Source organism: Paenibacillus nanensis, assembly GCF_003583765.1.
In the GTDB taxonomy this organism is placed as follows: domain Bacteria; phylum Bacillota; class Bacilli; order Paenibacillales; family Paenibacillaceae; genus Pristimantibacillus; species Pristimantibacillus nanensis.
This window is the reverse complement of the sequence record NZ_QXQA01000010.1, coordinates 198,271-224,712: the sequence shown is the minus strand read 5'-3', so window position 1 is coordinate 224,712 and position 26,442 is coordinate 198,271. Positions and strand designations below refer to the sequence as shown.

At 54.6% G+C, this 26,442-nt stretch carries 20 protein-coding genes; 7 read left to right on the top strand and 13 right to left on the bottom strand.

Annotated features, from left to right (window positions below; all coding sequences use genetic code 11):
• Positions 1–28: 28 nt before the first annotated feature.
• Positions 29–1,171: a BMP family ABC transporter substrate-binding protein gene (locus D3P08_RS16780; protein ID WP_119600853.1), complete on the bottom strand. Its 1,143-nt coding sequence runs from the start codon at positions 1,169–1,171 to the stop codon at positions 29–31.
• A 190-nt stretch (positions 1,172–1,361) separates the two neighbouring features.
• Here D3P08_RS16780 and D3P08_RS16775 point away from each other — a divergent pair, with 190 nt between their 5' ends.
• From D3P08_RS16775 to D3P08_RS16765, 3 genes are all read left to right on the top strand, one after another.
• On the top strand, positions 1,362–2,144 hold the full coding sequence (locus D3P08_RS16775) for a helix-turn-helix transcriptional regulator (RefSeq protein WP_119600852.1): 783 nt from the start codon (positions 1,362–1,364) through the stop codon (positions 2,142–2,144).
• Positions 2,144–2,890, top strand: coding sequence for a hypothetical protein (locus tag D3P08_RS16770; RefSeq protein ID WP_119600851.1), 747 nt, complete (start codon positions 2,144–2,146; stop codon positions 2,888–2,890). The genes D3P08_RS16775 and D3P08_RS16770 overlap by 1 nt, the downstream gene beginning before the upstream one ends.
• Positions 2,891–3,106: 216 nt before the next feature.
• On the top strand, positions 3,107–8,152 hold the full coding sequence (locus D3P08_RS16765; RefSeq protein ID WP_162848510.1) for an endo-1,4-beta-xylanase: 5,046 nt from the start codon (positions 3,107–3,109) through the stop codon (positions 8,150–8,152).
• A gap of 66 nt (positions 8,153–8,218) precedes the next feature.
• Here D3P08_RS16765 and D3P08_RS16760 read toward each other — a convergent pair whose 3' ends face one another.
• From D3P08_RS16760 to D3P08_RS27905, 4 genes are all read right to left on the bottom strand, one after another.
• Positions 8,219–9,592, bottom strand: a complete 1,374-nt coding sequence (locus D3P08_RS16760; RefSeq protein WP_119600849.1) for a copper amine oxidase N-terminal domain-containing protein — start codon at positions 9,590–9,592, stop codon at positions 8,219–8,221.
• Positions 9,593–9,626: 34 nt separating this feature from the next.
• Positions 9,627–12,992, bottom strand: a complete 3,366-nt coding sequence (locus tag D3P08_RS16755; RefSeq protein ID WP_119600848.1) for a glycoside hydrolase family 44 protein — start codon at positions 12,990–12,992, stop codon at positions 9,627–9,629.
• Between the two features lie 110 nt (positions 12,993–13,102).
• A complete protein-coding gene (locus D3P08_RS16750) occupies positions 13,103–13,498 on the bottom strand; it encodes a response regulator transcription factor (RefSeq protein WP_206098972.1) in 396 nt (131 codons plus the stop codon).
• Positions 13,486–13,617: a hypothetical protein gene (locus D3P08_RS27905; RefSeq protein ID WP_276311164.1), complete on the bottom strand. Its 132-nt coding sequence runs from the start codon at positions 13,615–13,617 to the stop codon at positions 13,486–13,488. Before D3P08_RS27905 ends, D3P08_RS16750 begins: the two co-directional genes overlap by 13 nt.
• 105 nt (positions 13,618–13,722) lie before the next feature.
• Here D3P08_RS27905 and D3P08_RS16745 point away from each other — a divergent pair, with 105 nt between their 5' ends.
• Positions 13,723–14,310: a response regulator transcription factor gene (locus D3P08_RS16745; protein WP_119600847.1), complete on the top strand. Its 588-nt coding sequence runs from the start codon at positions 13,723–13,725 to the stop codon at positions 14,308–14,310.
• Here the strand turns inward: D3P08_RS16745 and D3P08_RS16740 are convergent.
• Both D3P08_RS16740 and D3P08_RS16735 read right to left on the bottom strand, forming a co-directional pair.
• The gene (locus D3P08_RS16740; protein ID WP_119600846.1) at positions 14,297–15,757 is read right to left on the bottom strand and encodes a sensor histidine kinase; all 1,461 of its coding nucleotides are present in this window, start codon (positions 15,755–15,757) and stop codon (positions 14,297–14,299) included. The two genes, D3P08_RS16745 and D3P08_RS16740, sit on opposite strands and share 14 nt — an antisense overlap.
• A gap of 180 nt (positions 15,758–15,937) precedes the next feature.
• Positions 15,938–16,843, bottom strand: a complete 906-nt coding sequence (locus D3P08_RS16735) for an NAD(P)/FAD-dependent oxidoreductase (RefSeq protein WP_119600845.1) — start codon at positions 16,841–16,843, stop codon at positions 15,938–15,940.
• 171 nt (positions 16,844–17,014) lie between these two features.
• Here D3P08_RS16735 and D3P08_RS16730 point away from each other — a divergent pair, with 171 nt between their 5' ends.
• The gene (locus tag D3P08_RS16730) at positions 17,015–17,923 is read left to right on the top strand and encodes an aldo/keto reductase (RefSeq protein ID WP_119600844.1); all 909 of its coding nucleotides are present in this window, start codon (positions 17,015–17,017) and stop codon (positions 17,921–17,923) included.
• Between the two features lie 50 nt (positions 17,924–17,973).
• On the opposite strand, the gene D3P08_RS16725 is transcribed toward D3P08_RS16730, so the two are convergent.
• The 4 genes from D3P08_RS16725 to D3P08_RS16710 all read right to left on the bottom strand — a co-directional run bounded on the left by D3P08_RS16725 (position 17,974) and on the right by D3P08_RS16710 (position 20,726).
• Positions 17,974–18,585 (bottom strand): flavin reductase family protein, encoded by a 612-nt coding sequence (locus D3P08_RS16725; RefSeq protein WP_119600843.1) that lies wholly within the window; start codon positions 18,583–18,585, stop codon positions 17,974–17,976.
• 15 nt (positions 18,586–18,600) lie between these two features.
• On the bottom strand, positions 18,601–19,206 hold the full coding sequence (locus D3P08_RS16720) for an alpha/beta hydrolase (RefSeq protein WP_119600881.1): 606 nt from the start codon (positions 19,204–19,206) through the stop codon (positions 18,601–18,603).
• 8 nt (positions 19,207–19,214) lie between these two features.
• Entirely contained in the window at positions 19,215–20,162 is a 948-nt protein-coding gene (locus D3P08_RS16715; protein ID WP_119600842.1) for a ring-cleaving dioxygenase, read from the bottom strand.
• Between the two features lie 111 nt (positions 20,163–20,273).
• Positions 20,274–20,726 (bottom strand): MarR family winged helix-turn-helix transcriptional regulator, encoded by a 453-nt coding sequence (locus D3P08_RS16710; RefSeq protein WP_119600841.1) that lies wholly within the window; start codon positions 20,724–20,726, stop codon positions 20,274–20,276.
• Between the two features lie 166 nt (positions 20,727–20,892).
• Between D3P08_RS16710 and ant(6) the strand changes: the two genes are divergently transcribed.
• Together ant(6) and D3P08_RS16700 are read left to right on the top strand one after the other, a co-directional pair.
• Positions 20,893–21,747: an aminoglycoside 6-adenylyltransferase gene (gene ant(6), locus D3P08_RS16705; protein WP_119600840.1), complete on the top strand. Its 855-nt coding sequence runs from the start codon at positions 20,893–20,895 to the stop codon at positions 21,745–21,747.
• Between the two features lie 22 nt (positions 21,748–21,769).
• Positions 21,770–22,333 carry a GNAT family N-acetyltransferase gene (locus D3P08_RS16700; RefSeq protein WP_119600839.1) on the top strand — a complete coding sequence of 188 codons (564 nt, stop codon included), beginning with the start codon at positions 21,770–21,772 and terminating at the stop codon, positions 22,331–22,333.
• Positions 22,334–22,515: 182 nt separating this feature from the next.
• Here D3P08_RS16700 and D3P08_RS16695 read toward each other — a convergent pair whose 3' ends face one another.
• Positions 22,516–23,925, bottom strand: a complete 1,410-nt coding sequence (locus D3P08_RS16695; protein ID WP_119600838.1) for an MATE family efflux transporter — start codon at positions 23,923–23,925, stop codon at positions 22,516–22,518.
• Between the two features lie 179 nt (positions 23,926–24,104).
• Positions 24,105–26,348: a choice-of-anchor I family protein gene (locus tag D3P08_RS16690; RefSeq protein WP_119600837.1), complete on the bottom strand. Its 2,244-nt coding sequence runs from the start codon at positions 26,346–26,348 to the stop codon at positions 24,105–24,107.
• Between the last annotated feature and the right edge of the window lie 94 nt (positions 26,349–26,442).

Genomic DNA, 26,442 nt, shown 5'->3' with positions numbered 1-26,442 from the left:
CTAAACATTATCCTATTGTAAGCTAGGGTTATGGCTTAACGGCATTCCGGATTTGCTCGATCTCGGAAGTTTCCATGCCGATCGCGTTGCTCACTTCGATTTCGCCTGCGATCAGCTTTTTCTCCACCTCTAGCACTTGTGCTTTTACGTCCTCGGAAACAACGGATTCGAAAATGCTGTTGCGCACAATGCCTACGCCATCTTCTTTCAAGCCGACTGTCTCCAGCTTGCCCATCTCCAGCGTACCCGCTTGGATGCCGCGAACCGCGCGCAGAATCGCTTGGTCAATCTTTTTCACCGCGGAAGTGATGATCAGATTCGCTTTATCCTCGTCGCTGTCGGCAATCATAGCCGCTTGGTCGGAATCGACGCCTACGGCATATTGGCTTTTTTCCTTCGCCGCGTCGAACACGCCAAGGCCTGTACCGCCCGCAACGTTGAAGATAACGTCTACGCCGGAGTTGTACTGCAGCAGCGACAGCTCCTTGCCTTTGCCCGGATCGGCGAAATCGCCCGCATAGGATACCGCTACCTTGATGTCAGGCACCGCGTATTTCGCGCCTTCAATATAACCGACCAGGAATTGGTTGATGCCTGGAATATCCATCCCGCCCAGGAAGCCGATTTTTTTGTCCGCGTTGACATTCGGCATATCGGATACGCTGGTTAACGCCGCAGCGGCGCCCGCCAGGAAGGATACCTCGTTCGTCGCATAAGAGATGGCATACACGTTCGAAGCCGTCTCCGGAATATCCGTGTCGTAGTTGATGAATTTTTTATCAGGATGCTGTTCCGCCGTCGCATTCAGAAGCTCCGTAATTTGCGATCCGCCGGAAATGATGACGTCCCAGTCCTGAGCCGCTACGGAGTTAAAGGTCGGCTCCCATTTGCTGGTGTCCACGCCCATCTCGATCACTTTCGTATCAGCTTGCAAAACATCGCGCACTTGCGTCAAACCGCTGTTCGCCGCGTCGAAGAAGGACTTGTCCCCCAGTGTCCCCGGAATAAGCAGGACGACCTTCAATTGATCGGATTTCGTCCCCGAACCGGTATTCGCGTCTGCGTTCGTCTCGCCGGCGTTCGAGCCGCCGTTGTTGCCGCCGTTGTTGCCGCAGGCCGCCGCCAATAGCATCACCGCTGCCAGCATCATAGCCAAAAAACTGCGTTTCATTGTTTCTCCCCCTCAAATGTTCTCATAATGGATGCGCTTTCCCCGCCGCAATGGTCTGCGGCATATTCCGGAAAGTTTATGATTTGATTCTTTCTATGCTATGATTGTAGCAAATGAAGCTCGGTATTTTTATCTGAATTCGATCATGTTTTTTATATGATTTGGCTACGATAATTGGAGGTACCCACCCGTGAACAAGCTGGACTTTCTCTTTTTTTCGAAACGCCGGGAACACCATTACATCCCTCCCCATTTCCATGAATGCTACGAGCTCGTCTATTACTACGGCAGCGGGGAGACCCGAATCGGCAAGGAGTTTTATTCGTTTCGGGAGCATACCTTTGCGCTTGTGACGCCATTCGTCGAGCATGACGAGCTGCATGCGGCGGAGTCCGACGTCCTCTTCGTCGGCTTTTTCAGCGACCGGGAAGGGCTTGCGAATTTGTCCGGGCTTTACGAGGACGATGAGAAGCGTTCCATCGAGACGATTTTGCTCCGGATGAAGGATGAATTCATGCAGCAGCGCGAGGACTTCTCGGACATGCTGAACCTGATGGCCGGCGGGCTGGCCATTCATCTCCTGCGGCATATTGGGACCAAGAAGCCGCTGAAGCAGCAAACCGACCGTATGCAATATGTGCTGAACTATATGGATGAGCATTTCCGCCAAAAAATATCGATTCCGGCTTTGGCCGACTTGGCCGGCTACAGCTACGGTCGATTCCGCCATTTATTCAAAGAAAAGTATGGCGTCGCCCCGCTTCAATATTTGTATATCAAGCGGCTCAATTACGCCAAATCTTCGCTGCTCCTTCATCCCGATAAGCTCGTCTCGGAGATCGCCCTCGATGCCGGTTTCGTAAATGACGCCCAATTCTGCAGCATGTTCAAACGGGAGAACGGCATGTCGCCGAAGCGCTACAGGCAATTGGTGAAAAGCGGAAATCTGCCGGAAACGAAGGGGAATCTGTAATGAACGGGTCACGTATCGCCGACTATCAAGAAGCCATTAGACAGCTTCCCGACCGGTCCTGGCGAAGAGAGGATCTGCTTATTCCTACGCTTCTGATGGAAACCGAAAACAGCTTGGAGCTGTATTATGCCCCTTATGATTATATCAACACGGCCGCAAAAGTCATGATCGTCGGCATTACGCCGGGCTTTACGCAGATGTCGTTATCGCTTCGCCAAGCCAAGGACGATCTGATGGCAGGCGTGCCGCATGCAGACATCGACCGCCGGGCGAAGGCGGTCGCCAGCTTTGCGGGCTCGATGCGCGTCAATCTGATCGCCATGCTGAACGAGCTGCAGCTGCACGCGCTTCTTGGGATTGACGATAGCGGGGAGCTGTTCGGCGGGCATGCGGAGCTGCTGCATACCACTTCCGTCATCCGTTACCCCCTCTTCAACAAAGGAGATAATTATACAGGCCACCAGCCGAAAATGCTATCGTCCCCATTAATCCGCCGCTACGCGCTCGCCGACTTCGCGGAGCAGCTGTCGGCCGTGCCGGACGCCGTCATTATACCTCTTGGCAAGTCCGTCTCCGACGTGCTGAGGCGGATCGCGGAGGACGAGCCCGCCGGCGGTGAAGCGCTGCTTAACCGCTGCCTGCTCGACTTCCCCCATCCTTCAGGCGCGAACGGCCACCGCAAAAAACAATTTGACGCGCTCAAGGATCGGCACAAGATTATATTGAGGAGATGGCTGGATAATTAGCCGGTATTCTTATCAAAACTGTCCTTTCGCAGGCCGAATGGGCAGTTTTTTTAGGTTGAAATACGCTTTTCCGTCATTCGACAAAAAAATTGTATAGTTTTTACAGCAACTTCTAAGTTCTCTAGGGTAGTTCCGCATGCGTTGGTGTAATACGATGTAAATGCTTTCATTTTTATGAAAGCGCTTAACCACATTAACGAGGGGGAATGCGTATCCATGAGTAGAAAGCTGAGGCAAGCTGTCACCGTTTTTCTAACGGCCGCTTTGCTTATCCCGTCAGGCTGGTTCGCGCCGGCCGCGGAAGCCGCAGATCCAGAAATTCCGGTTATTCTGTATCATCGGATTGTAGAAAACGCGACGGACGACTGGACCCATACAAGCGCAGAAAACTTCAACAAGCAAATGAAATACTTGAATGACAACGGTTATGACACGTTGTCCGCCGAACAGTATGTCAGCATCCTCGAAGGAACCGAAGAGGCTCCGGATAAACCGATACTGCTGACGTTCGACGACGCGACGCCTGATTTCGTGACGCATGCGCTTCCGGTATTAAAGCAATATGGCATGCATTCCGTTCAATTTGTTATCAGCGATTGGATCGGCGGCGGCTACAGCATGACCGCAACGCAATTAGAAGCGCTCGCGGATGAGCCTAGCGTCAGCCTGCAGAACCATTCCAAGACGCATAACCAGTCGCTTTGGACGAGCAGCATAACCAAAGAACAGGCTGCGGAAGAAATTTCCGCGGCAAATGCTTATTTGAAGGGCATCACGGGCAATGATCCTATCCTCATGGCCTATCCATACGGCGCCTTTAACGCGGACGCCGAGGCTGCGGCGCAGGAGAATGGCATCAAATACGCCTTAAAAGTAGGTTATCCGAATCAAGGCGACTTCGCGATGGGCCGTCATTATATGATGAGAAGCACAACCTTGAGCCAGTTCGCGGCAATGGTCGGCGGACCGGCGCCGGCGGAGGAGCCGGATACGGATACGGTAACCGTCTACCATGAAACCTTTGCCGCCGGCAAGGGTCTGGCCGCACAATCGGGAAGCGCAAGCTTGACGCCTGTGACCGACAAAGTATTCGCGGGCAATGACGACGGCGGAGCACTGTACGTAAGCAGCAGAGCGAACACTTGGGATGCGGCCGACTTTAAGTTCGCCGATATCGGTCTGGAGAACGGCAAAACCTACACGGTTACCGTGACGGGCTATGTCGACGCGGACGTGAACGTCCCTGAAGGCGCCCAAGCCTATCTCCAAACGGTAAACAGCTACAGCTGGCTGGCCGGCGCGGATTTTGCAGCCGGATCGGCTTTTACCATGACGAAAGAATTTACCGTCGACACCAGCAAAGATTCCGCCATCCGCGTTCAATCGAGCGAGGATGGGAAGTCGGTGCCGTTCTATATCGGTGATATCCTCATTACGGCCAAAAAAGCTGCTGCGGCGGAACGGGAAGTTTATCATGAGTCCTTCGCGAGCGGGAACGGACTTGCAACGCAATCGGGCGGCGCAAGCCTGACTCCAGTCACCGGCAAAGCATTCGCAGGCAATGACGACGGCGCCGCTTTATATGTGAGCAACAGAGCGAACACTTGGGATGCGGCTGATTTCAAATTCGCCGATATCGGCCTTGAGAACGGCAAAACCTACACGGCAACCGTTACGGGCTTTGTCGATGAGGACGTGACCATCCCAGAGGGCGCTCAAGCCTATCTGCAAACGGTAAACAGCTACACGTTCCTGGCAGGGGCAGATTTCGCCGCCGGGTCCGCTTTTACGCTGACAAAGGAATTTACCGTCGATACCGGCAAAGATTCCGCCCTGCGCGTGCAATCGAGCGAAGACGGCAAAACCGTTCCGTTCTACATTGGAGATATTCGCATCACCGAGAAGGCCTCCTCCGGCGGCGGCGAAGAAGAGCCACCGAGACCGCCGGCTCAAGATTTCAATACGATCACATTCGAGAATGAAGAGCTTGGCGGCTTTGAAGGCAGAGCAGGCACGGAAACGTTGACGATCACCAACGAGGCCAATCATACCGAAGGCGGTTCGTACGCCTTGAAGGTGGAGAACCGTTCTAACACTTGGCATGGCCCCGCTCTTCGTGTCGAGAAATATGTGGATAAAGGCTACGAGTATAAAATTTCAGTCTGGGTGAAGCTGATATCGCCTGAAAGCTCGCAGCTGCAGCTGTCCACCCAGGTCGGCAGCGCAAGCCCAAGCTACAACAACCTGACAGCCAAAACGATCAGCACGAGCGACGGCTGGGTGCTGTACGAAGGAACGTATCGGTACACCAGCGTCAGCGACGAGTTTTTAACCATCTACGTAGAAAGCTCGAACAACAGCACGGCCTCCTTCTATATTGACGATATCAGCTTTGAAAGCACAGGCTCCGGCCCGGTCGAGATCGAGAAGGATCTGGTGCCGATCAAAGATCAGTATCAGGACGATTTCCTGATCGGAAACGCCGTATCTTCGGCTGATTTGAGCGGCGTGAGGCTTGAGCTGCTGAAGATGCATCACAATGTCGTCACCGCCGAAAACGCGATGAAGCCGGACTATGCCTACGATTCGAACAGACAATTCGACTTTACCGCGGAAGACGAGCTCGTCGCCGCAATCGAGGAGCAAGGCCTCCTGCTGCACGGCCACGTGCTCGTATGGCATCAGCAAATGCCGTTGTGGCTAAGCACGGAGGCGGACGGTACGACTCCGCTCAGCCGCGACACCGCTCTTGAAAATTTGCGGACGCATATTGAGACGGTTATGGAGCATTTCGGCGATAAGGTCATCTCATGGGATGTGGTCAACGAGGCGATGAACGACAACCCGCCTAACCCGGCGGATTGGAAAGCGTCTCTGCGCAATTCCCCGTGGAAAGCCGCAATCGGGGACGACTACGTGGAGCAGGCATTCCTGATCGCAAGGGAAGTGCTTGACGCGCATCCGGAATGGGACGACATAAAACTGTACTACAACGACTATAACGATGATAATCAGAACAAAGCGACGGCTATCGCCAATATGGTCAAAGAGCTTAACGACAAGTACGCGGCGGAAAATGACGGCAAGCTGCTCATCGACGGCGTCGGCATGCAGGCGCACTATAACCTCAACACGAAGCCGGAAAATGTGGAAGCGTCGTTAAAAAGGTTTATCGACTTAGGAGTAGAAGTCAGCGTGACGGAGATCGACATAACGGCTGGAGCCGACTCGGAGCTGTCGGATAAGCAGGCGAAGGCGCAAGGCTACCTGTACGCTCAGCTCATGAAGATTTATAAGAAGTATGCCGATCACATTGCGCGGGTTACGTTCTGGGGACTGAACGACGCTACAAGCTGGAGAGCTTCCCAAAGCCCGCTGCTGTTCGACAAGGACTTGAAAGCCAAACCGGCCTATCACGGTGTCATCGACCCGGATACGTTCATCGCGGAGAATCCGCCGGAGGCGGGCAGCGTTAATCAAACGACGGCCAAATTCGGAACGCCGGTCATAGACGGTACGATTGACGGCATCTGGAGCCAGACGGCTTCCATTCCGATTAACCGGTACCAAATGGCTTGGCAGGGCGCAAACGGAACGGCGAAGGCGCTCTGGGATAACGACTACCTGTATGTTCTATTCGAGGTCAGCAACGCCGAGCTGGACAAAACCAGCGCGAACCCTTGGGAACAGGATTCCGTTGAAGTGTTCCTGGATCAGAACAACGGGAAAACCACGTCCTACCAGGAAGATGACGGCCAATACAGAGTCAACTATGACAATGAAACGTCCTTCAATCCGGCCAGCATCGCGGAGGGCTTTGTATCGGCTGCCAAAGTCTCGGGCACGAACTATACGGTTGAATTAAAAATACCGTTGAACGACGTGACGCCGGCTAAAGGCACAAAGCTTGGTTTTGACGTGCAGATCAACGACGGCAAGAACGGCGCCCGTCAAAGCGCCGCGTCCTGGAACGATACGACGGGTCAAGGCTATCAAGACACGTCCGTATTCGGCGTACTGACGCTTACCGACAATTCCGATACGCCAAGCGGCTCTATCGGAGGCGGATACACTCCGCCTGCGGGCAGCGTCGAGCAGAAGGACGGCAGCGTGACGATTAAGCCTGAAGTGAAGAACGACGGCAACCGTGTAATCGGTCATGTTTCGGGCGAAAATCTGAAAAAAGCGCTGGAGCTGGCTTCTTCGGGAGATGGCGGCATCAAGCAAATCGCCATTGAGGTGCCAAGCCAGGCTAACGCGAACGCGTACGAGGTGCAATTGCCTTCGCAAAGCTTGAAAGGTCAAGACCGCTTTATTCTTTCGGTGAAGACCGGTAACGGAACGATCGAGATTCCAAGCAACATGCTGTCCAATGTGCCGGCAAACGGGGAGCAAGTATCCATCCGCGTAGCCAAGGCACCTACAGACGGGCTTGATGCCGCGACTCGCGAGCAAATCGGCGACCGCCCTGTATTGGATTTGAGCGTCGTTGTCGGGAATGAGACTATCGCTTGGAACAATCCGGATGCCCCTGTCACGATTTCCGTTCCATACACGCCGACAGAGGAAGAGCTCAGCCATCCGGATTCAATTGTGGTATGGTATATCGCGGACAACGGCGACGTCACACCGATTCCGAACGGCCGATATAACAAGGCAACTGGCGCGGTTATTTTCAAAACGACCCATTTCAGCACCTATGCGGTAGCCTCCGTTGTGAAATCCTTCGGAGATCTGCATGACGTGCCGTGGGCGAAGCAGGCTATCGAAGCGATGGCGGCCCGCGATGTGGTCAAAGGAACATCCGCGGACAGCTTCTCGCCGCATCATGCGATTAAAAGAGCGGATTTCATCGCCCTCTTGGTGCGAGCGCTGGAGCTGCAAGCTTCCGGCGAGAATGAAGCGATGTTCAGCGATGTGCAAGCAACAGGCTATTATTACGAGGAATTGGTCATCGCCGCAGAGCTCGGAATTGCCGCCGGTTATGGCGATGGAACCTTCAAGCCGGATCAGCCGATCTCCCGCCAAGACATGATGGCGCTGACGGCGCGCGCGCTGGCTGCGGCAGGCATACAGCTGAAAGGCTCCGATGCTTTGAGCGCCTACGCTGACGCGGATACGATTGCCGAATACGCATTAGACAGCGCCGCGGCCCTGACGGAGGCCGGGATCGTAAACGGCAAGAACGGAAAAATCGCGCCGAACGACATGCTCACTCGTGCCGAAGCGGCCGTCATCTTGTACCGCATTTGGAGTCTGTAAGCTTCAAGATGCGTGAACGCCAAAGAGCCGAACCATCAAAGCGATGGTTCGGCTTCTTTGCGTTCCTTAATTCCGGTTGGGAGCGTCCGTGACGAGGATTTCTCCATCATCGTAGAACACCTTCATATCCAAGCTCTCGCTCACGAATCGTACGGGCACCAGCGTCACCTTGTTGCGGATGACCGCCGGCGCATCCAGCACCGTCGTTTCGCCGTTCACGTAAGCTTCCTTCTGATCGATGATCAGCTCGATTTTGCTGCCGTCTTTGGTCAGCGTCACCCTTCGATCCGCTGCATCCCACTCTACCTTTGCGCCAAGCGCTTCCGCGATGAAACGGATTGGAACCATTGTCCGTCCCTCCAGCTTAAACGGAGCAGCGTCCAACTTAAATGCTTTCTCGTCGATGTAAGCGTCTAGAGAATTAATCGTAAGGCCGATAGACTTGAAGCCAAATGGCGCATTGTTTACGTATTTAGACTTCGAATCTCCAAATTTGACCGGATCGGATTTCACGGTGCCGTATTGCGTTTCCACCTCGATAACGTAGTACCCGCCATCCTTAATGGATCCGTTATTGTTCGCATAGATATCAAGATCCAGCACGCCTTTGAACGAACCGATCGGCGTTGTCTCGTCCTTCTGGAAAGCCGGCGTCAGCACATTTTTGCCTTGCGCGATACCCAGGAGCCAGCCCACTCCCGCCCTGTTCGTTCTCCAAAGACCGCCGGTATCCTTGCCATTCTCATCCGTTGCGTGCAGAATAACTGCCAAAATTTCCGTCTTCTGGGCGATATGCAGCTTCATCTTGAAGTGCCCGTCCGTTGTGCCGTCCGGACCGAATTCCGCGACTCCCGTTTCGTCGGACGTCAGATCCTTCCAGACGAATTCCCGGATCGCCACCGGCGCGTAGGAAACGGCATTTTCGGCATATGGCGCGATCGGCGTTTTCGCTACGCCTTTGCCCGTCTCGATCTCCAGGTAATAATACTCTCCCGGCTTCATGCCGTTGTTGTCCGAAGCGTACAGCTCCAGCTCCGTCATCCCTTTGAACGTGCCCAGCGTGGAAGTGAACTCCGTATTGACCATCTTGCCCTCCTGTACGACGACGAGGAGGTAGCTGTTGTCCACCTTATCCGCTTTCCACGTTTTCCACATCCCGTGATTGACGTCGTTGCCCGAGCTGTCCGCCGTTTTCAACGTGATCGCTTTAACCTCTGTGCCGGCGCCCGCATCGAACAGCACGCGGAGATGTCCGTCACGCGTACCGTCCGGCCCTACGCCGTCCAGTCTAATACGGTCGTATTCTTTGTCCAGGAATTGAAATTCCTTCACTTCGATTCCCGACGCATCCGCTGCGGCGGAAGCGAGCGGCCCTCCTGCCACGATCGACATCAGCATGACGGAAGAAACGACCGCCGCTCCTAATTTTTTTCTAAACATGTGTACAGCTCCTCATCCATTTGTTCTCTTGTTTTTACTGTTCATTCTCCGAGAGGACGATGTGAGCGACGGTTAGCTTCGGAATGCTCAAGGTAAAGCGGTTGCCTTGAATGTCCGCCAGTCCTTCTCTTTCGGTAATTTGCGGACTTTGCTCGTCAAACGCCCATACCTTGGCCGTCTTGTAAGCCGTATCGCCGCCAATGGTGAATTGCGCGTTCATCGCGTGGTCAAAATTCTTGTTGATGACGATCATGTGCAGCTCGCCGTTATCTTCCTTGAAGACGGAACTATAAATCGAGCTGTTCTCGATATCGTTCGTATCCGCAAGAACGCTTGTATCGCCATATTTGGAACGGCTGCCGTCGTAATTGTTGAAAATTCGGAAGCCTGACGATAGGTACGGGATTTGGGACAGTCTTGCCGTGCCCGCCATATTCCAGTAATGGGCCATATACATTCCCTGCTCGCCGAATATGCCGAGCGTGTCCGCTTGGGCAATCCCGCCGGAGACGTGATGGCCGCCGCCGAAGTCGTATTCCGTAATCGCCAGCTTTGTGCCCGGGTTATACGTGTCGATTGAATTTTGCATAGTCGGAATGAGCGGCAGAAACTCGCTGTACCAGGTGCCAATCCATGTATCCTCCAGGTAGCTCGGATCCCATAACGATCGCGGAGCCTGAACGCGCACCTTATGCGTCTCGAGCGTGTGGTTCTCGAGTGTGGTATTCGTAATGCGGGTTCCCCCGCCCATCTCCTCGGAATACCAATGAATGTCCAGCACGTCCAGCAGACGTTTGCCTTCCTTGCGGGATTCTCTGGCCATGTTATCCAGGTAATAGTCCAGGTACCATCTGTAATTGCCTTTAATCTCGTTCCACTCCGCTTTGTTGTCTACCATATAAGCGTCGCTGAAGCCGTACGAGACGGGGCCGAACATCTCTGCGCCGGGATCCACGTTTTTGACCGCTTTGGAGAGCTCGAGCGATTTCTGCAGCACCTCTGCCCCCCTTGGCATGTCAGGATGCATATAGGGGTGCGTGTCGTCCCACAGCCCGGGCTCATTATCCATCGAATACCCTTTAATGCCGGTTGCCGATAAAGCCGGGCCGAACTTGTTGACCATGAGGTTAACAAGTTCGTCGTTGTACACGGCATTGTCATTGAGATCCGGCGTCAGGCTGAATGGCGCCCCTTTGGCCGCCTTCACCTCTACCCATCTGTTCGAAGGCGCGGTTTCTTCTTTGGTCACTCTGCCGTTCTTGTCCTTGGCGGCGTAACCCGCCATTGGCAGCGTCCATAGCGTATAGGCCCCCTGCTCCAGCGACTTCTGATGGAAGCCGACTGCCGCGCTGCCCGGAATCTCCCACTTCGCTTTCTCCGATACCGGAATTCCGCCGTAATACCATGGAACGAACGAATCGCTGACGTGGCCTTCGTCGCCGCCGGAGTTCGACGCATTGTTCTCCCAGTTATAGGCCGAGAAACGGTTGCCGCCTGCTCTGCGCGACGTTAGGTTCTCCGTGCCCGTCAAATCTTCGTTCGCCCCGTAAATGTAGGGACTGATCGGCGCTCTGTCAGCTGTAGGATCGACTTGAAACTCCACATTGAACGTGCCTTCCGGCACGCGAAGCGTGTTTACTTTTATGGCGTCGCTCCATGGACCAAGCGTTGCCCCGTCCTTCGCCCTGATCCGGTACGCATGCAGCGACGCGGGTTCAAGGCCAGCGTGGGTATAGGACAAGTCCATGCCGACCGGAACGACGATGCCGTCCACCTCAACATCATACCCGGTGACGGATTCCTTCAGCGCCTTCCAAGTAAGGGTAATGGAGCTGTCGGTCTTAGCCGCCCGAATGCCAAGCGGAACTGGGAGCTGCTGCTCTCCGGTCGTCTTGACCGTAAACGCCGAGCTCCACAAGCTGGCGGCATCTCCCTTCAGCGTCCTGATCTTAAAGGTATGGAGCGTTCCCGGCTTCAGAAAATCGTAAACGAACGAAGCGGTCGTCACGGTCGTAATGACGCCATCGGCGTACACCTCATATCCCGTCGCGTCCGGCACCTCATCCCATTCCAATGTGATCGACGTATCCGTTGCGCCGCGACGCACAGGATCCGGGAACGAAGGCAGGTCCAGAAGCTCCGGCTCCGCGCCCCATACCGGCTCACCGGCCTGATACACTACCGTCTTCACGCTTTCTGCTTCCGAAGAGGAATTCGGGTACGAATAATCGTTGGTTTGATCGAATGACGACCAATCGCTTTTGTTCATCCAGCCGCTGAATGTCAGCACTTCTGTCGGTTTGATGACACCCGCCTGCTCCTTGAAGCCTACCTCGAGGTAATGATCAGCTTGCGCTGCGGGGACCGGCATCTTCACAAATGCCGTCGTCACGTCCGATGCGGATAAAGATCTCCATTTCACCAGGCTGTAGAAGCCGATGGCGAAAGCCTTCTCTTCATCCTTGGCGAAGTCTGCCGTAAAGTAGTAGCGGATCTTTATGTCCTTAAGACTGATATCCGACTTGCTTTGATTCGTGATTTTAAATTTCGGCGTAATGGAAGACGTCTTCGCATTGTTCCCCGTCTCGGTCAGCACTTTAAATGAACCTTCCGGCGTCTCGCTTGGCGTCGCTGTTGGCGTCGGGGTCGGCGACGTTGTTGATGTTGGCGTCGGCGTCGGGGTCGGCGACGATGAAGGAGCCGAAACGCTCGCGGTGACAACAGCACTCCATGAGCCGACTTCGGCGGCGTTCTTGCCCCTGACTCTATACGAATGCGCGGTGCCCGGCTTTAAGCCTTCGTGCTTATACAAAGTTCCGCTAACCTCCGTAATCGCCCCGCCGTCTATTTCGACCTCGTAGCCCGTCGCCAGCGTCGCCGGGCTCCAGCTCACCGTTATGGAGTCCGAGGCGGGCACAGCCTTCAGGCTGCCCGGAACGCCGATCTGCTGCGTCCCTGGTGTGACGGTAATTTTCGCCGCTCCAGGGAACCACTTGCTGTCGCTTCCTTTCCAGCCTGCTCCGAATAGGCCGAAGCTAATTAAATATTCTCCGGGCGGGAGGCTGGCGGGCACGTTCCATGTCAGCGGCACGATCTTCTCCACCCCGGCCTCCAGCCGGATATTGTCCACAAGCGTTTTTCCGACATTGTTTAACTGGGAATCGAAGAACTCGACGTCCACCAGCACATCGGCCTGCGCCGAAGCGGTAACCTTGACATGAACGGTCACGCTTGTACCCGCTTCGACTCTCGAAGCAGCCGGAGCCGCAGATGCTTGGAAGGTGACCCCAGACAAGGCGCTTCCGTCTGCCCTCCCAAAGGAAAGCGTATTGAATAAGAGGAGTGCAGCCATACAAAGCAGAAACGTGTTCTTTCGAAAATGTTGTAAATGGGTTTTCATCATCCATCTCCTAATTTCTCATTTATGATAAGGTGCTTTTGGCGCCTTCATGTCCGCTGGGGCTGTAAGGACTTCTCACGAAGGCCGGCCAAAATGACGGTGTTAAAGAGTTAACCTAACACCTCTTTCACCAGCTGAAAGCGGTTTTTAACATTAATTTTTTTGTAAACCGTTCTTAGATGCTTCTTGACCGTTGCCTCGGTTACAAATAATCGTGAAGCTATATCCGCATTCGAGAGGCCTTCGACCACCAGGGATACGACTTCGCGTTCCCGTTCTGTCAAGCCATGAGACTCATACGAATACTCCCGGATTCCCTGCAGCTGGAGGCCCTGGCTTCCTTCCTGAATCGTTTCGAATCGGGGCAGTACAGCTTGGCCGTAGGTTTGACCGTTGTGATCCCTCATCAGCATAAGGATGGCCTGCATTCTCAGTTTCAGCAGCTCCTGCATCTCAAGGCCTGCCAGCATATATAAAAACTGCTCTCTCGTCTCTATCCGTTCCATTCCTTCACTCCTCCTTCGTTGCCTGGAAATCGCGGCTCCGCGATCAGCCGGATTCGCCCCGCTAACAAACCATAGCTTATCTTGCCGCCAGCGGATTGGGGAGGATGAATTTTTTTCACCCCCTCTTCCCGCGTATCCGGGTGAAAAAAAATCACCCTAGAACATAGGGTGATTCCTTTGCTATACTATGGCTAATTTATGTCTTATCGGCGGGGGGCAAACAATTGGCGCGTATAAAGGTCATGTTAGTGGAGGACGATCCGTTCTGGCAGCGCAACATTAGCTTGGATCTGGCGGAGGAGCAGGATATCGAGGTGGTAGCGGTCGCCTCAACGAAGGAGGAAGCCGTCGAGGCTGCGCTCGCGTATATGCCGGACGTCATTCTTATGGACATCAATTTGACGGGCAACAATTTGGATGGCTTGGAAGCAACGAAGGAGATCGTTTCGAAGCTGTATGAGCAGGGCATCAAGGTTATTATGCTGACCTCACTGACCGAGAGCGAAATCGTGATGAAGTCGTTCCAATTCGGGGCGCTGAACTACATCACGAAGCTGAGCTACAAGGATATCGTCCGCGCCGTCAGGGAGGCTTACGAGGATCAGTCGTCGATCCATCCCGACGCCGCCAAAATTATGCGGAACGAAATCCAACTGAGGGAGCTGTCCCCCATGGAGCGCGAGGTGTTCGAGCTGAGGAAGGAAGGGCTGAGCAAGCAGCAAATTTCCGACAAGCTTTATAAATCGACGAATACGATCAAGTCGCAGCTGAAAAGCATTAAGAACAAGCTCATCTTTTTTAAGGGCGACTAATCGTGCTCTTGTATTGGGGGGAAACGCCCGGCTGCGCCGGCAAGACAAACCGCTGCACGGGGAATTGCAGCATGACGGTGGTTCCTCTTCCCGATTCCGCACCTCCTATGTCCAGCTTTCCACCGTGCCTCCTCATGACCGACGCGCAATAAGGCAAGCCGAGGCCGTGGTTGTGGGCATTTTTTTTGGTTGTGTAAAAGGGCTCGAATACTTTGGTCAGTTGATCCTTCGGAATACCGCTTCCGTTATCCGTCACCTCGATCGTGTAATGGCGCTTGGATCGGAACGTCTTCACCGCCAGCTCGCCGCCTTCCGCATCCATCGCGTCCACGGCATTCTGAATAAGATTCGACAACGTCTCCTTAAGGTGAGTCTCATCGCCGATTAAACAGCCTTCCTCCTCCCCCGCAATCGTCACGCGGACGGAACGGCTATCCAGAAGCGGCTGCATCGGCCGCAGCACTTCAGCGAACAAGCTCCCGACATGAATCTCGCTTTCCCTCAGCACGATATCGTCAGCCTTGTCCTTTATTCTCCCAACCATATTCAGCAAATGCGCGGTAACGAAATGAATTTGTTCGATCGATTGCAGAGACTTGTCCGGCTGGCCTGCATGAATGTAGCCTTCCGTCTTCTCCGTCAAATAGTTAATCTTCTGGATCTCGTTCTTGATGGAATGGTTCAGAATGGATACCCCCATCGTCAGCGCGCGCATGGACATATCCATCTTCTCCCGCTCGATTCGAAGCTTGATCCCCATAAAGCCGTGCTTCAGCAAGTAATAAATAATAATGGCAATAAGGCCCAATATGACGAACACATTGTATTGCCAGGCGCCGTTACTCTCCAGCTCAAAGGACCACTCGCTCATGGCTAGGGAACGAAAGCCGACGAAATCGGTAATAAAGGCAAATAGCGTGCCGAACGTAAACACGATGCCGACTCTTCTTTTGCTCTTCTTCGTATAAAATTCCTTCTCCCGCTTGAATGCAATTCCGTAGAATACAAAGCTCAGCAGGAAATAGAACCCGGCAAGCAGCCGGATGCCGGCGATTTCGTAGACCCCCCACGTCCCGTGAAGCAGCTCATTGCTGCCCGCCAATATAACCGGCAGAACGAGCACGGCCGAGACAATGACCCTAGCCTTCTTGGAGAAAATCGCCCCCAGCCACAACGCGCCCATGCAAGCGGCAAAAGGAAACAGATAGAAGTAAATCGTCATGGCCGTGACGCTCGATTCATAGAGCACGGTGCTCATGAACGGCGACAGCCAGCCGCGGGGAAGCAGCAGCGGGACGATCGTAAGATGGATGGAAAACGCAAAGCTGGCCATCCCTCCGGTAAGCAGCGTCATGCCGATCCAGAAGTTGGCCTTGCGGTTATACACGAGAAAAACGACACTCATGGTCCACATGGACAGGAACATGAGAATATAAAAGTAATTCAAAACAAACCCTCCGTGCTAATCAGCTTGCATAAATCGAATTGTCCATCCTATTAACGCGCCGCACCTTCGCTTTTGTTGCATGATTTCGGTAAATTTAACAAATGCAGTTTCGGCTTTTTTACTCGTTCTAAAAAGTGTCCTACTTCATTTATCGGTTAAAATTTACCAATTGTTATACGGTTATCCGAAATCCTCGCGAACCAGGTCGGTATTGATGCCGATCGCCGCCCTGCTCCCTTCCCCCGCTGCAATAGCCGCCTGAGCCGGCGAGATGACGGATGCGTCGCCCGCCGCATAAACGCCGCTTACGCTCGTTCGGCCTAGACTATCGGTTTCAATGCCGCCCGAGGCGCTCAGCCTGCAGCCTAGCTGTTCCGCAAACTGGGTGGCGTGACGCCAATAGGGGGACACGAATCCGCCGGCGCGCTTAACGGAGGAGCCATCGGCGAACCTGACCGTCCGAAGCTGGCCCTTCTCTCCTGCGAGCTCCGTAATACGTTGATTTACGACTGGAATCCCTTTTCGGTGCAGCAGCCGAAGCTCTTCCGGAGCCAGCCGGCTTGCCGATCCATTCGTGCACACAACCAGATCTCTGCTCCACTGATAGATAAGCCTTGACAGCGTGAACGCCTGATCGCCGTCGGCGATAACGACAAGCGGCTTGTCTCTGAGCTCCCAGCCGTCGCAGTACGGACAGCTGAAAAGGCTTTTCCCATACATGCCTTGAAGACCCCGCAGGTCAGGCAGCCTTTCCTTCAAACCAGTCGCAAGCAGCAGCTTACGCGCCTCATACACCTTCCCGTCGTCTGCTTGCAGCCTGAAGCCGCCGCGAATCGGCATGATACCCGTTACTCGTCTTGACTCCAATTCGACGGACGGATATTTCCGTATGTCCTGGCGAGCCAGCCGCCGCAGCTCCTCCGGCTTCACGCCGTCCCGCGTTAGAAAGCCGTGCGTATGCGCCGTCACCGCGTTCCGCGGTTGTTTATCATCGAACAGCACAACCTTCCTTCTCGCTCTTCCGAGCACGAGCGCCGCGCTTAAGCCCGCCGGGCCTCCCCCTATAATGGCGCACTCCATCCGCATGTTCTCTTCCACCTTCCGTATCCTTTGCTCCTTCGAGCTATGGGAATAACATCTGTTTATGTATATCGAGCGGCTGATCCGATCATGCGCTCCATCCCGGCAGGAAATCGCAGCCGGCCTTATGGTATGATGAGTTGAAAAGGGGCAAATGGGTGCAGGGAGGTAGAACAGATGAAACGAAATCGTCTAGGCAAGTCGGAGCTTTACGTCAGCGAGATCGGACTCGGCTGCATGTCGCTGGGAACGGATGAGGCCAAAGCCGTCTCCATCATCCATGAGGCGTTAGAGCTCGGCATCAATTTTCTCGATACCGCCGACCTCTACGACGCGGGCCGCAACGAGGAGCTGGTCGGCAAGGCGATCCGAGGCCGGCGAGCCGACGTCATTGTGGCGACCAAGGTCGGGAACCGCCGCCAGCTAGGGCAGGAAGGCTGGACGTGGGATCCTTCCAAAGCTTACATATTATCCGCAGTCAAAGAGAGCCTGCGCAGGCTCGGAACGGACTATATCGACCTGTATCAGCTGCACGGCGGCACGATCGAGGATCCGATCGACGAGACGATCGACGCGTTCGAGGAGCTGAAGAAGGAAGGCCTGATCCGATATTACGGCATCTCCTCCATTCGGCCGAATGTCATTCGCCAATATGTAAGCCGCTCCGGTATCGTCAGCGTCATGAGCCAGTACAGCATGCTCGACAGACGTCCCGAGGAGGAGACGCTGCCTCTGCTTGCCGAGCAAGAGGTCAGCCTGATCGCGCGCGGACCGCTTGCAGGCGGCATCTTGACCGAAAGCGGCGAGAGCAAGGCCGATAAGGACTATCTCGATTACAGCCGCGAGGAGCTGCCGCCGCTCCGCCGCAAGCTGCTTGAGCTGACCGGCGGCGCGCGCACGCTTGCGCAGACCGCCATCCGGTATGCGTTGAGCGATACGGCGGTGGGCGTCGTCATTCCGGGAGCGAGCAGCATCGACCAGCTGCGGAACAACGTATCCGCCGCGGATGCGCCGCCGCTCGCCGCCGAAGAGCGGGAAGCGATTCGAGCGCTGACCAAAGCGAACCGGTACGTAGCGCACCGGTAAGTCTGTAGAAAAGCCAGCAGCCCCAGGCATGATGCCTGGGGCTGCTTCTATTATCTCGGACGCACGAGCGTAAACCGTTCGCCCAGCTTCGCGTAATCGTCGCCGGCAAGACGGCTGACCGGCTGAAGCTTATCCGGATTGATCCGGCCCTGCTCATATAACGAATCATCGATATGAAATCGGACGACACGTCCGATTAGCAGATCGCAGGATGGCGTCCCCGCTTCTCCCCCTAACGGAATGCTTTGCTCCAGCACGCATTCCATACGCACACTTGCCTCCGCTACGCCGGGGATCGAAATCCTTTCGCTTGGAACCGGCGTCAGCCCCGCAAGCTCCACCTCGCTGATCTCCTCCGGCACCGGCGCCGCCGTTTGGTTGACGGCCTCGATATAACGTTCATCCGCGATGTGCACGACGAATTCCCTGCGCGCTGCCGCATGCTTCGCCGTATCTTTTTGCTGCCCGCTCTTTCGCTGTACGGATACGGATATCATCGGCGGGTTCGCGGTCACGATATTGAAGAAGCTGAAGGGTGCTGCGTTCAGCACGCCGCTCTCCGACAACGTGGTTACAAAGGCAATCGGCCTTGGAATGATGCTGCCGATCAGCAGCTTATAGTTATCCTGAGCGCTTTGTTTATCCGGATCAATCACGACCATACCGCCGGCTCCCCCTCAAAATGTTTTCTTGAACCACTCCGCAGCCGCAGCCGCTTCCGTCCCCGTCAACTGATGGCCGAATCGCTCCCAATGCGTTTCGACTAATGCCCCCGCTCCGCTCAGCAGCTGCTCCAGCTCCCGCGTCTCGCCAGGCGCACAGATCGGATCGTTGTCGCCAGCGCCAATAAAAACAGGCAGTCCCGTCATATCCGGCAGCTCCAGCCCTCTTAGAGGCACCATCGGATGATGAAGGATAGCGCCCTTCAGCGCGTCTTTGTAGTGGAACAGCAGACTTCCCGCAATATTCGCGCCGTTGGAGTAGCCTACCGCAACGACGTTATTCCGGTCGAAGCCGTATTCCTCCGCCGCGTTATCCAAAAACTCGCTTAGCTCCTTCGTACGGAAAACAAGATCCTCGATATCGAATATGCCCTCCGCCAGCCTGCGGAAAAATCTCGGCATCCCGTTCTCCAGCACGTTGCCTCGTACGCTTAGGACGGAGGAGGAAGGCGAGATCATTTGGGCGAGCGGGAGAAGATCCCGCTCCGTCCCTCCCGTCCCGTGCAGCAGCAGCAATACCGGCGCGTCCGGATTCGAGCCTCTATGATAAAGATGCTTCATCGTCGTCGTCATTTCCCCGCCTCCAGCTCTCTGACTTCAAACGGCAACAGCAGCTGTTCGATTTCGCCGCGATGCTTCTCGTACCACTCCGGCAGCATCAGCTTCTCGCCCAGATGCTCCGGCTCTTCGTCCCGGGCGAATCCCGGAGGATCCGTCGCGATCTCGAACAAGATTCCGCCTTCCTCACGGAAGTAAAGGGCGTTGAAATATTGGCGGTCGACAATTGGCGTTGGCTGATAGCCGTTATCCGCAACGCGTTTTCTCCATTGCGCGTGCTCTTCATCATCCTTCGCCCGCCAAGCGATATGATGCACGGTTCCGTAGCCGCCATGGCCGGAAGCCATCGCCGTCGCGTTCACGTCCACAACGTTGCCGAGCTCTCCGAACGATTGGTAACGGACAAATCCAACGTCCTCGCCGATTTTCGTAAAGCCCATCACGTTCTCAAGCAGCCTGCCTGTCGATTCAGGCGCCATACTGAACAGAACCGCTCCGCCGAAGCCTTTGATCGCTTTGTCCGCCGGCACGCCGCCGAACGACCACTCGCTGTTCGCGCCCTCCTCGCGGGCTACGATTTCTGCCCGAAGACCATCCGGATCCGCAAACTGCAAATACCGCTCGCCGAACCGTTCCGTCTCCTGCGCCTCTACGCCGAAGGCTGCCAAGCGCTCCTTCCAGAAATCAAACGCTCCCGCCGGCACGACATAAGTGGTAATGCCAACCTGCCCGCCGCCGATCTTTCCTTTGCGAGACTCCGGCCAAGGGAAGAAGGTTATAATCGTTCCCGGACTGCCTGCTTGGTCGCCGAAGTACAGATGGTACACCTCCGGGGCGTCGAAGTTCACCGTTTTTTTCACGAGGCGAAGCCCCAAGATGCCTGCGTAAAAATCGGTCGTATGCTGCGGGTTGCGTACAAATGCGGTAATGTGATGAATACCTGCTGTTTGGAATGTCATTGTTCATCTCTCCTTAATTATCTTTATTTTAAGATATTGGGTTTATTGAAAGCAGCATCCCTATAGAGCCATTCCTGCGAATCCAATACTCTCGTAATAAATTCGCTTCAGCTACTTGTAGGTCTGCTGCGCGTATTTGCCCAGCTTCTTCAGCAATTCGCTCGCCGCTTGCTTCTCCTCAAGGGTCAGTCCCGCGGTTGCTTGCTCAATGACGGTAGTATGCGCCGGAAATACCGTTTCTATAAACTTGCACCCGGCATCCGTCACTTCCGCGTAGATTAACCGGCGGTCTTCCTTGGAGGTTCGCCTGCTGACCAGCCCCTTCTTCTCCAGCTTGTCGACCACATACGTGATGTTGCCGCTGCTCATGAGCACCTTCCCGCCAATCTGCTGCAGAGGCTGAGGGCCTTTATGGTACAGGAGCTCAAGAACACCGAACTCTGTCCGGTTCAGTCCGTGCTGCCGAATATCCCGGTCGGCATGCGCGTTGATCCATTGGCTGGCTCTGGACAATGCGATGTACAAATCAAGCGATTCATTCCGTCCGCTATTGTCTTTCTCCATTCCGACCCGCCTCCTTTCTTCAAAATCAATTATCTTAAATTTAAGATATCATGGTTTTAAGATAATGTCAACCGCTTCTCATCGTCTATTTTTTGAAATCGCGACAGTTTCCATTTATTATGGTAAATTACGATATATCTATTCCCGTGGAAGGAGTGATTCCTGCTTGCGATCGGAACAAGAGATGATGGATTTGCTGTTGAACTTTGCAAGGAATGACAACCGCATTCGTGCGGCCGTGCTGGAAGGGTCGCGGACAAACCGCAATATTTCTCCCGACCGGTTCCAGGACTTCGACATTTCTTATTTTGTGACCGATATGGATTCCTTTAAATCAAACGACCAATGGCTTGACTCGTTCGGAGACCGACTGATCCTGCAGAAGCCCGAGGACATGGAGCTTTTCCCCGCGGAGCTCGGCAACTGGTTCTCCTATCTTATCCTGTTCGAGGACGGGAACAAAATCGATCTGACGCTCATTCCTATTGAGGAAATCGACGATTATTTTGCGCAGAGCGACGGGCTGGTCGAGGTCTTGCTCGATAAAGACGAGCTTATTCGGGACGGGATTACCGCAACCGACCGGCAATATTGGATCCAAGAGCCGACCGCCAGATCCTTCGATGATTGCTGCAATGAGTTTTGGATGGTGTCCACCTACATTGTGAAGGGGCTGGCGCGAAAGGAAATTTTGTTCGCCATCGACCATTTGCACGAGATCGCTCGGCCTAATTTGCTGAGGATGATGGCATGGCGAATCGGTTCGGAGCATGGTTACACGTTCAGCTTGGGGAAAAATTATAAATTTATCGACCGTTACCTTCCCGCTCATGATTGGAACGCTTTTTTATCCACCTACCGTCAGAATGGCTACTCCGAAATGTGGCAGTCTTTGTTTACCTGCTATTCGTTATTCCGTGCCTACTCGAAGGCGGTTGCCGAAAGTCTCGGATACCCCTACCCGAACTATGATGAAGCCGTCACAAGATATACCCACGACATTTATCAATCCATCAAGTAAAAGCCGAAGGAGACTGAAGATCATGTTCCAATCCATCCTAGACAATGAAGTACGTTTAAGGCCTTATCGCCTTGATGATGCGCCGGAGCTGTTCGAGCTTACCGCGCAGTCCAGAAACCATCTCCGCAGGTGGCTGGGATGGGTCGATCATACGCAGACGGTTGAAGACTCGGCATCCTTTATTTCCTTTACGCTGCAAGGGACGGTCGATAACGGCGGTTATCCAAAAGTCGCCGCGATTATTTATCGGGACCGCATTGCGGGGACGATCGGATTTAACGAAGTGAATAAAACCAATCGCACCGGGACGATCGGCTATTGGCTTGGCGAGCCCTACCAGAGAAAGGGCATAATGTCGAAGGCCTTAGGCGCTTATCTCCGCTATGGTTACGAAGACCTGGGTCTTAACCGGATCGAAATCCGCGCCGCCACGGGCAATGACCGAAGCAGGGCGCTGCCTCTGCGGTTCGGCTTCAAGGAAGAAGGCACCATCCGACAAGCGGAATGGCTGTACGACCGTTACGTCGATCACGTCGTCTATGGACTGTTGAAAAGCGAGTGGCTGCAAAACCAAACCAAGCTTTAAAAAGCCGCTGCGGGGGCTGTAATACGCAAAAATCGGCTTATTGAGGCTCGCATTGGCTCGGACGGGGCTGTAACACGTAAAAATCAGCTTATCACACGGCGCATAATGACTCGGATCGGGCCCAGCAGCGCCAGAAATACAAAAACGGCTCCAACCGTTCGAAAGGTTGGAGCCGTATTTTATTACGTATGAGCCGCTATCCCCGCGTCCTTCGGAGCGTCGGGCCGCACCAATGAGTGCTTCTCCCACGCCCGGCTGCGCCAGCGGAAATAGAAGATGACGGCGCGGATCCATTCGTCCGCCGCAATGGCAAGCCAAACGCCCGGCAAGCCCATATCCAGGTGGAACACGAACAGGTATCCAAGCGACAAGCTGATGCCGACCATGGTGACCATGCCGACCCATAGCGGGTACTTCGCATCTCCGGAAGCGCGAAGCGAGTTCACGATAATGATGTTGATCGTGCGGCCCGTCTCCAGGACGATGCTGTACAGCAGCACCTGCGCGCCTAGTCTGAGCACTTCGGCGTCATCCGTGAACATGCCGACCAGCTGCTCACGGAAAACCATCACAAGCGCGACGACAACGAGCGTCCCGATGCTGGCCGAACGCACGCTCATCCATACGCGTTTATACGCGTCATCCGCGCGTCCCGCCCCGACAAACCGGCCGACCAGAATGGACGTACCGGCTCCAACGGCAAAAGCGAACAAATAGATGAACATCGAGATGTTCGACGCGTATTGCTTTGCCGCAAGCGCCGCTTCGCCCAAAAACGTCGTGTAAAAGACGAAAATGGTCTGACAGCTCTGATACATCACCTGCTCGAGGGCGGACGGGATGCCGATTTTTAAAATTTTGCCGATATACGCTTTGGATAAATTGAAATAATAGCTGATGTCGATGCGGACCGCCATCACCCGATACAGGAGCCAGAAGAATACGATCACCGCAAGGAACCGGCTGACGATGGTCGAGACCGCGGCGCCTTCGACGCCAAGCTCCGGCATGCCAAAGTGTCCAAAGATGAGACCGTAGTTCAAAATAATGTGAATCACGTTCATTCCCAGCGACACAAACATCGCTTCCTTCGTAAAGCCATGAACGCGAATAATCGCGGACAGCGAGTTGATGATCGCCTGCAGGAAGATCGCTCCGCCCACAATGCCCAGGTAGCTGTGCGCAAATTCATACACTTCGCCTGTCAGGTTCAGCGACTTCAGAAGGTAGCCGTTGAACATGACGAAGCCGATACTCATCACGATGCCGACGATCAGATTCAGCGAGACGGCAAGCGCGGATATTTTGGCCGCTTCAAAAAACTTCTTCGACCCGATGTACTGCGCGACGACGATGGACGCCCCGTTGCCGATAACCTCCAGCAGCAGAATCGCGATATGCAGATACTGATTCGCCGCCCCGACGCCCGACACCGCGTTGTCGGAAATCGCGCTCAGCATGAATGTATCCGCAATCCCCATCAGCATAAATAACGATATTTCTAAAAAAATAGGCCAGGTCAGGTTGAACAGCTTTAAATCCTTCGTGGCGTTGCCTTTCTCTGTTGATGCTTTCGCAGCATGCTCTTCCATCCTATCCACCTTCAATCTTTCTCTATATACGCCTCTATTTAGGGCGCCATCGTATCGTAGCACACAATGAAAAGCGTTGCATCAACAATTATTGGTGAAAAAGCATGTGATTTTGCTCATAACCGTCCGCACGCAAAAGCTTCCCTGCCTTAGGCGGCAAGGAAGCTTGTTAGTACCCTCTAAACTTCGTTCGAATCCGTCAAAATGGAAGCCAGGTTCACGATCATTAAAGCAGTCTGCTCGCGGGTCGCTTTCTCCTGCGGCGCGAAGCTTACGCCTGCCGCCGTTTCCTTCCCGGCGATAATGCCCGCTTTCTGCGCGGCTGCTACCGCTTCCTTCGCGTAATCGCTGATCGCGCCTTCGTCCGTGAACACAATCGGCTCGTGGACGCTTGGCAGCGCAGCGTCAGACACTGCCGCGAAGCGAACCAGGATTGCCGCCATTTGTTCGCGCGTAACGCCTTCCTCCGGCTGGAACTTGCCGTCTCCGCTGCCGTTCACGATGCCAAGCTCACTCGCCCATTCTACAGCCGCCGCATAATAAGCGTCGGCGGAAATATCCGAGTAGCTGGACTGTTCAACTTCTCCAAGCTCCGCTTCCGCAATACGGGACAGCAGCAGCGTAAAGTCCGCGCGGGTCATGCCCGACTTCGGAGCGAATTTGTCTTCGCTTACGCCGTTCATATAACCTAGAGACGCCAGCAATTCGATCGCTTCTTTGGCGTAGCTGCCTTCAATATCCGTAAAGGCTGGCGCCGGCGTTTCGGCAGCTTCCTCCGCCTCTTCGATTTCAAATACGCCGACTTTGCCGCCGACCTCAAACGCGACGATCAGCAGCGGGTTGCCGGTTGGGCTGTCCTCAGCCGGTACGAATTCCAGTCCTTCCGGAGCCGTATCGGTGTCCAGAATGACCTCGCCGTCCGCATCCGCGAACTCGCGCGTGTTCGCATAGCTGACGAACGACGGCTCCGCCGGATTCGTCACGTCGTACATCATAACGCCGCCGATCCGCTCCAGACCGATGAATGCATACGTTCTGCCGTCGATCACGCCGATTTTGACGTCCTCCGGCTCCGGTCCTTTCTTTTGGCTGCGGTCGTCCAGCTTCGCCTTGCTGTTGCTCGTATTGAAATAGTCGGGGATCAGCTCCGCCGTTATCCGCTCGAAATCGCTGCCGCTGTCGTACACCTGCTTCATTGTATCCGCTTCGTAGATCGAGAAGGAGCGTCCGCCGAGCATGTAGATGCCGTCATGCCCGCGGTCCGTCAGCGCTTCAACGCCGTCATATTCCTCTGTGTCTTGCAGAAATTGATACGCTTCTGATTTCGGATCGAGCTTGCCCTTCAACTCGCCGACCTCGCTCACATTGACGAATTTCTCCCATTCCGTCGCATCGCCTTCGTTCGCCGTCACCAGATACGTTTTGCCCGCAACCGTATAAGAAGCGATGCCGTCCGGCATGTACACACCGTAGAAAGGCACGTTCTCGAACTTGATTTCGCCATCCTTGCGAATGTCGAGCCGGTTCGCCGGGTCGTTGTAGTCCTTCATTCCGAGTCCCTTAACGGAAATAATCTCGCCTTTCGCGATATCAACCGCCGCAATCGCATTGTTCTCCTGGAGCGTAACGTAAGCCAGCTTGCCGTCTTCCGAAATCGTAATATATTCCGGCTCCATATCGTAGACCGCGCCCGCCTTTGTTCCTTTGCCTGCAATGATGCCGTCCGCATCAGCAGCGCCGCGGATATGGACATCGTCCGCAATAACCGCCTCTTTGTCAAAATACGCCTGAACCGAGGTGCCGCTCACGGTGTCGACGATCGTGACGCTGCCCTTCGGATCGGCGCCGGGAACGCCTGTCCGATGCTCGGCCTCGTCCGCCGTCAGCACATATCTGCCGTCAGCCGTCACGGTAATCATATCGGGCTGAATGCCCGCCGCAAATTCCTTCACCAGCTCGCCGTCGTAGTTCAGCGCGAGGATTTTGCCCGCTTTGCCCGCGTCCGCTTCCTGCACCGCCACGTAGACCAGATCCGTCGCCGTGCTGACGGCTACGCTGGTCAGGTCGCCGAAGACAAAGCCGTTCTTCTCGGCTAATTCCTTAACGAGCACCGTCTTTTCCTTCTTCAGCTCGCCCTGCCCGTCGCCTAATGAGACAATATCCAAGCTCGGCGGGTTGCTGGAGCCGTTAACCAGGTAGAACTTGCCGTTCTCTTTGTTGTATTTGACGATTTCCGCGACGCCGCCGTCTTCGTTATGCGCGCCTACGGAATACGAGCCGATTTTGGTAAGATTGTATGTAAGCTGCAACTCTTCCGAAGCGCCGGCTCCGTTTGCCGAAGCCACGCTCCCGCCCCATGCCGCGCCAAGCGCAAGCTGCGAGGCAAGCACGGTGGTCATAACCTTTTTGCTAACTTTCTTCAACTGTCATCCACTCCCTATTGGCTAATAAGCCAAGTGTACGAATGGTTTGTTTTCATCATGTTAATATTGGCGTTAAGTTATTGTAAAAGGATGG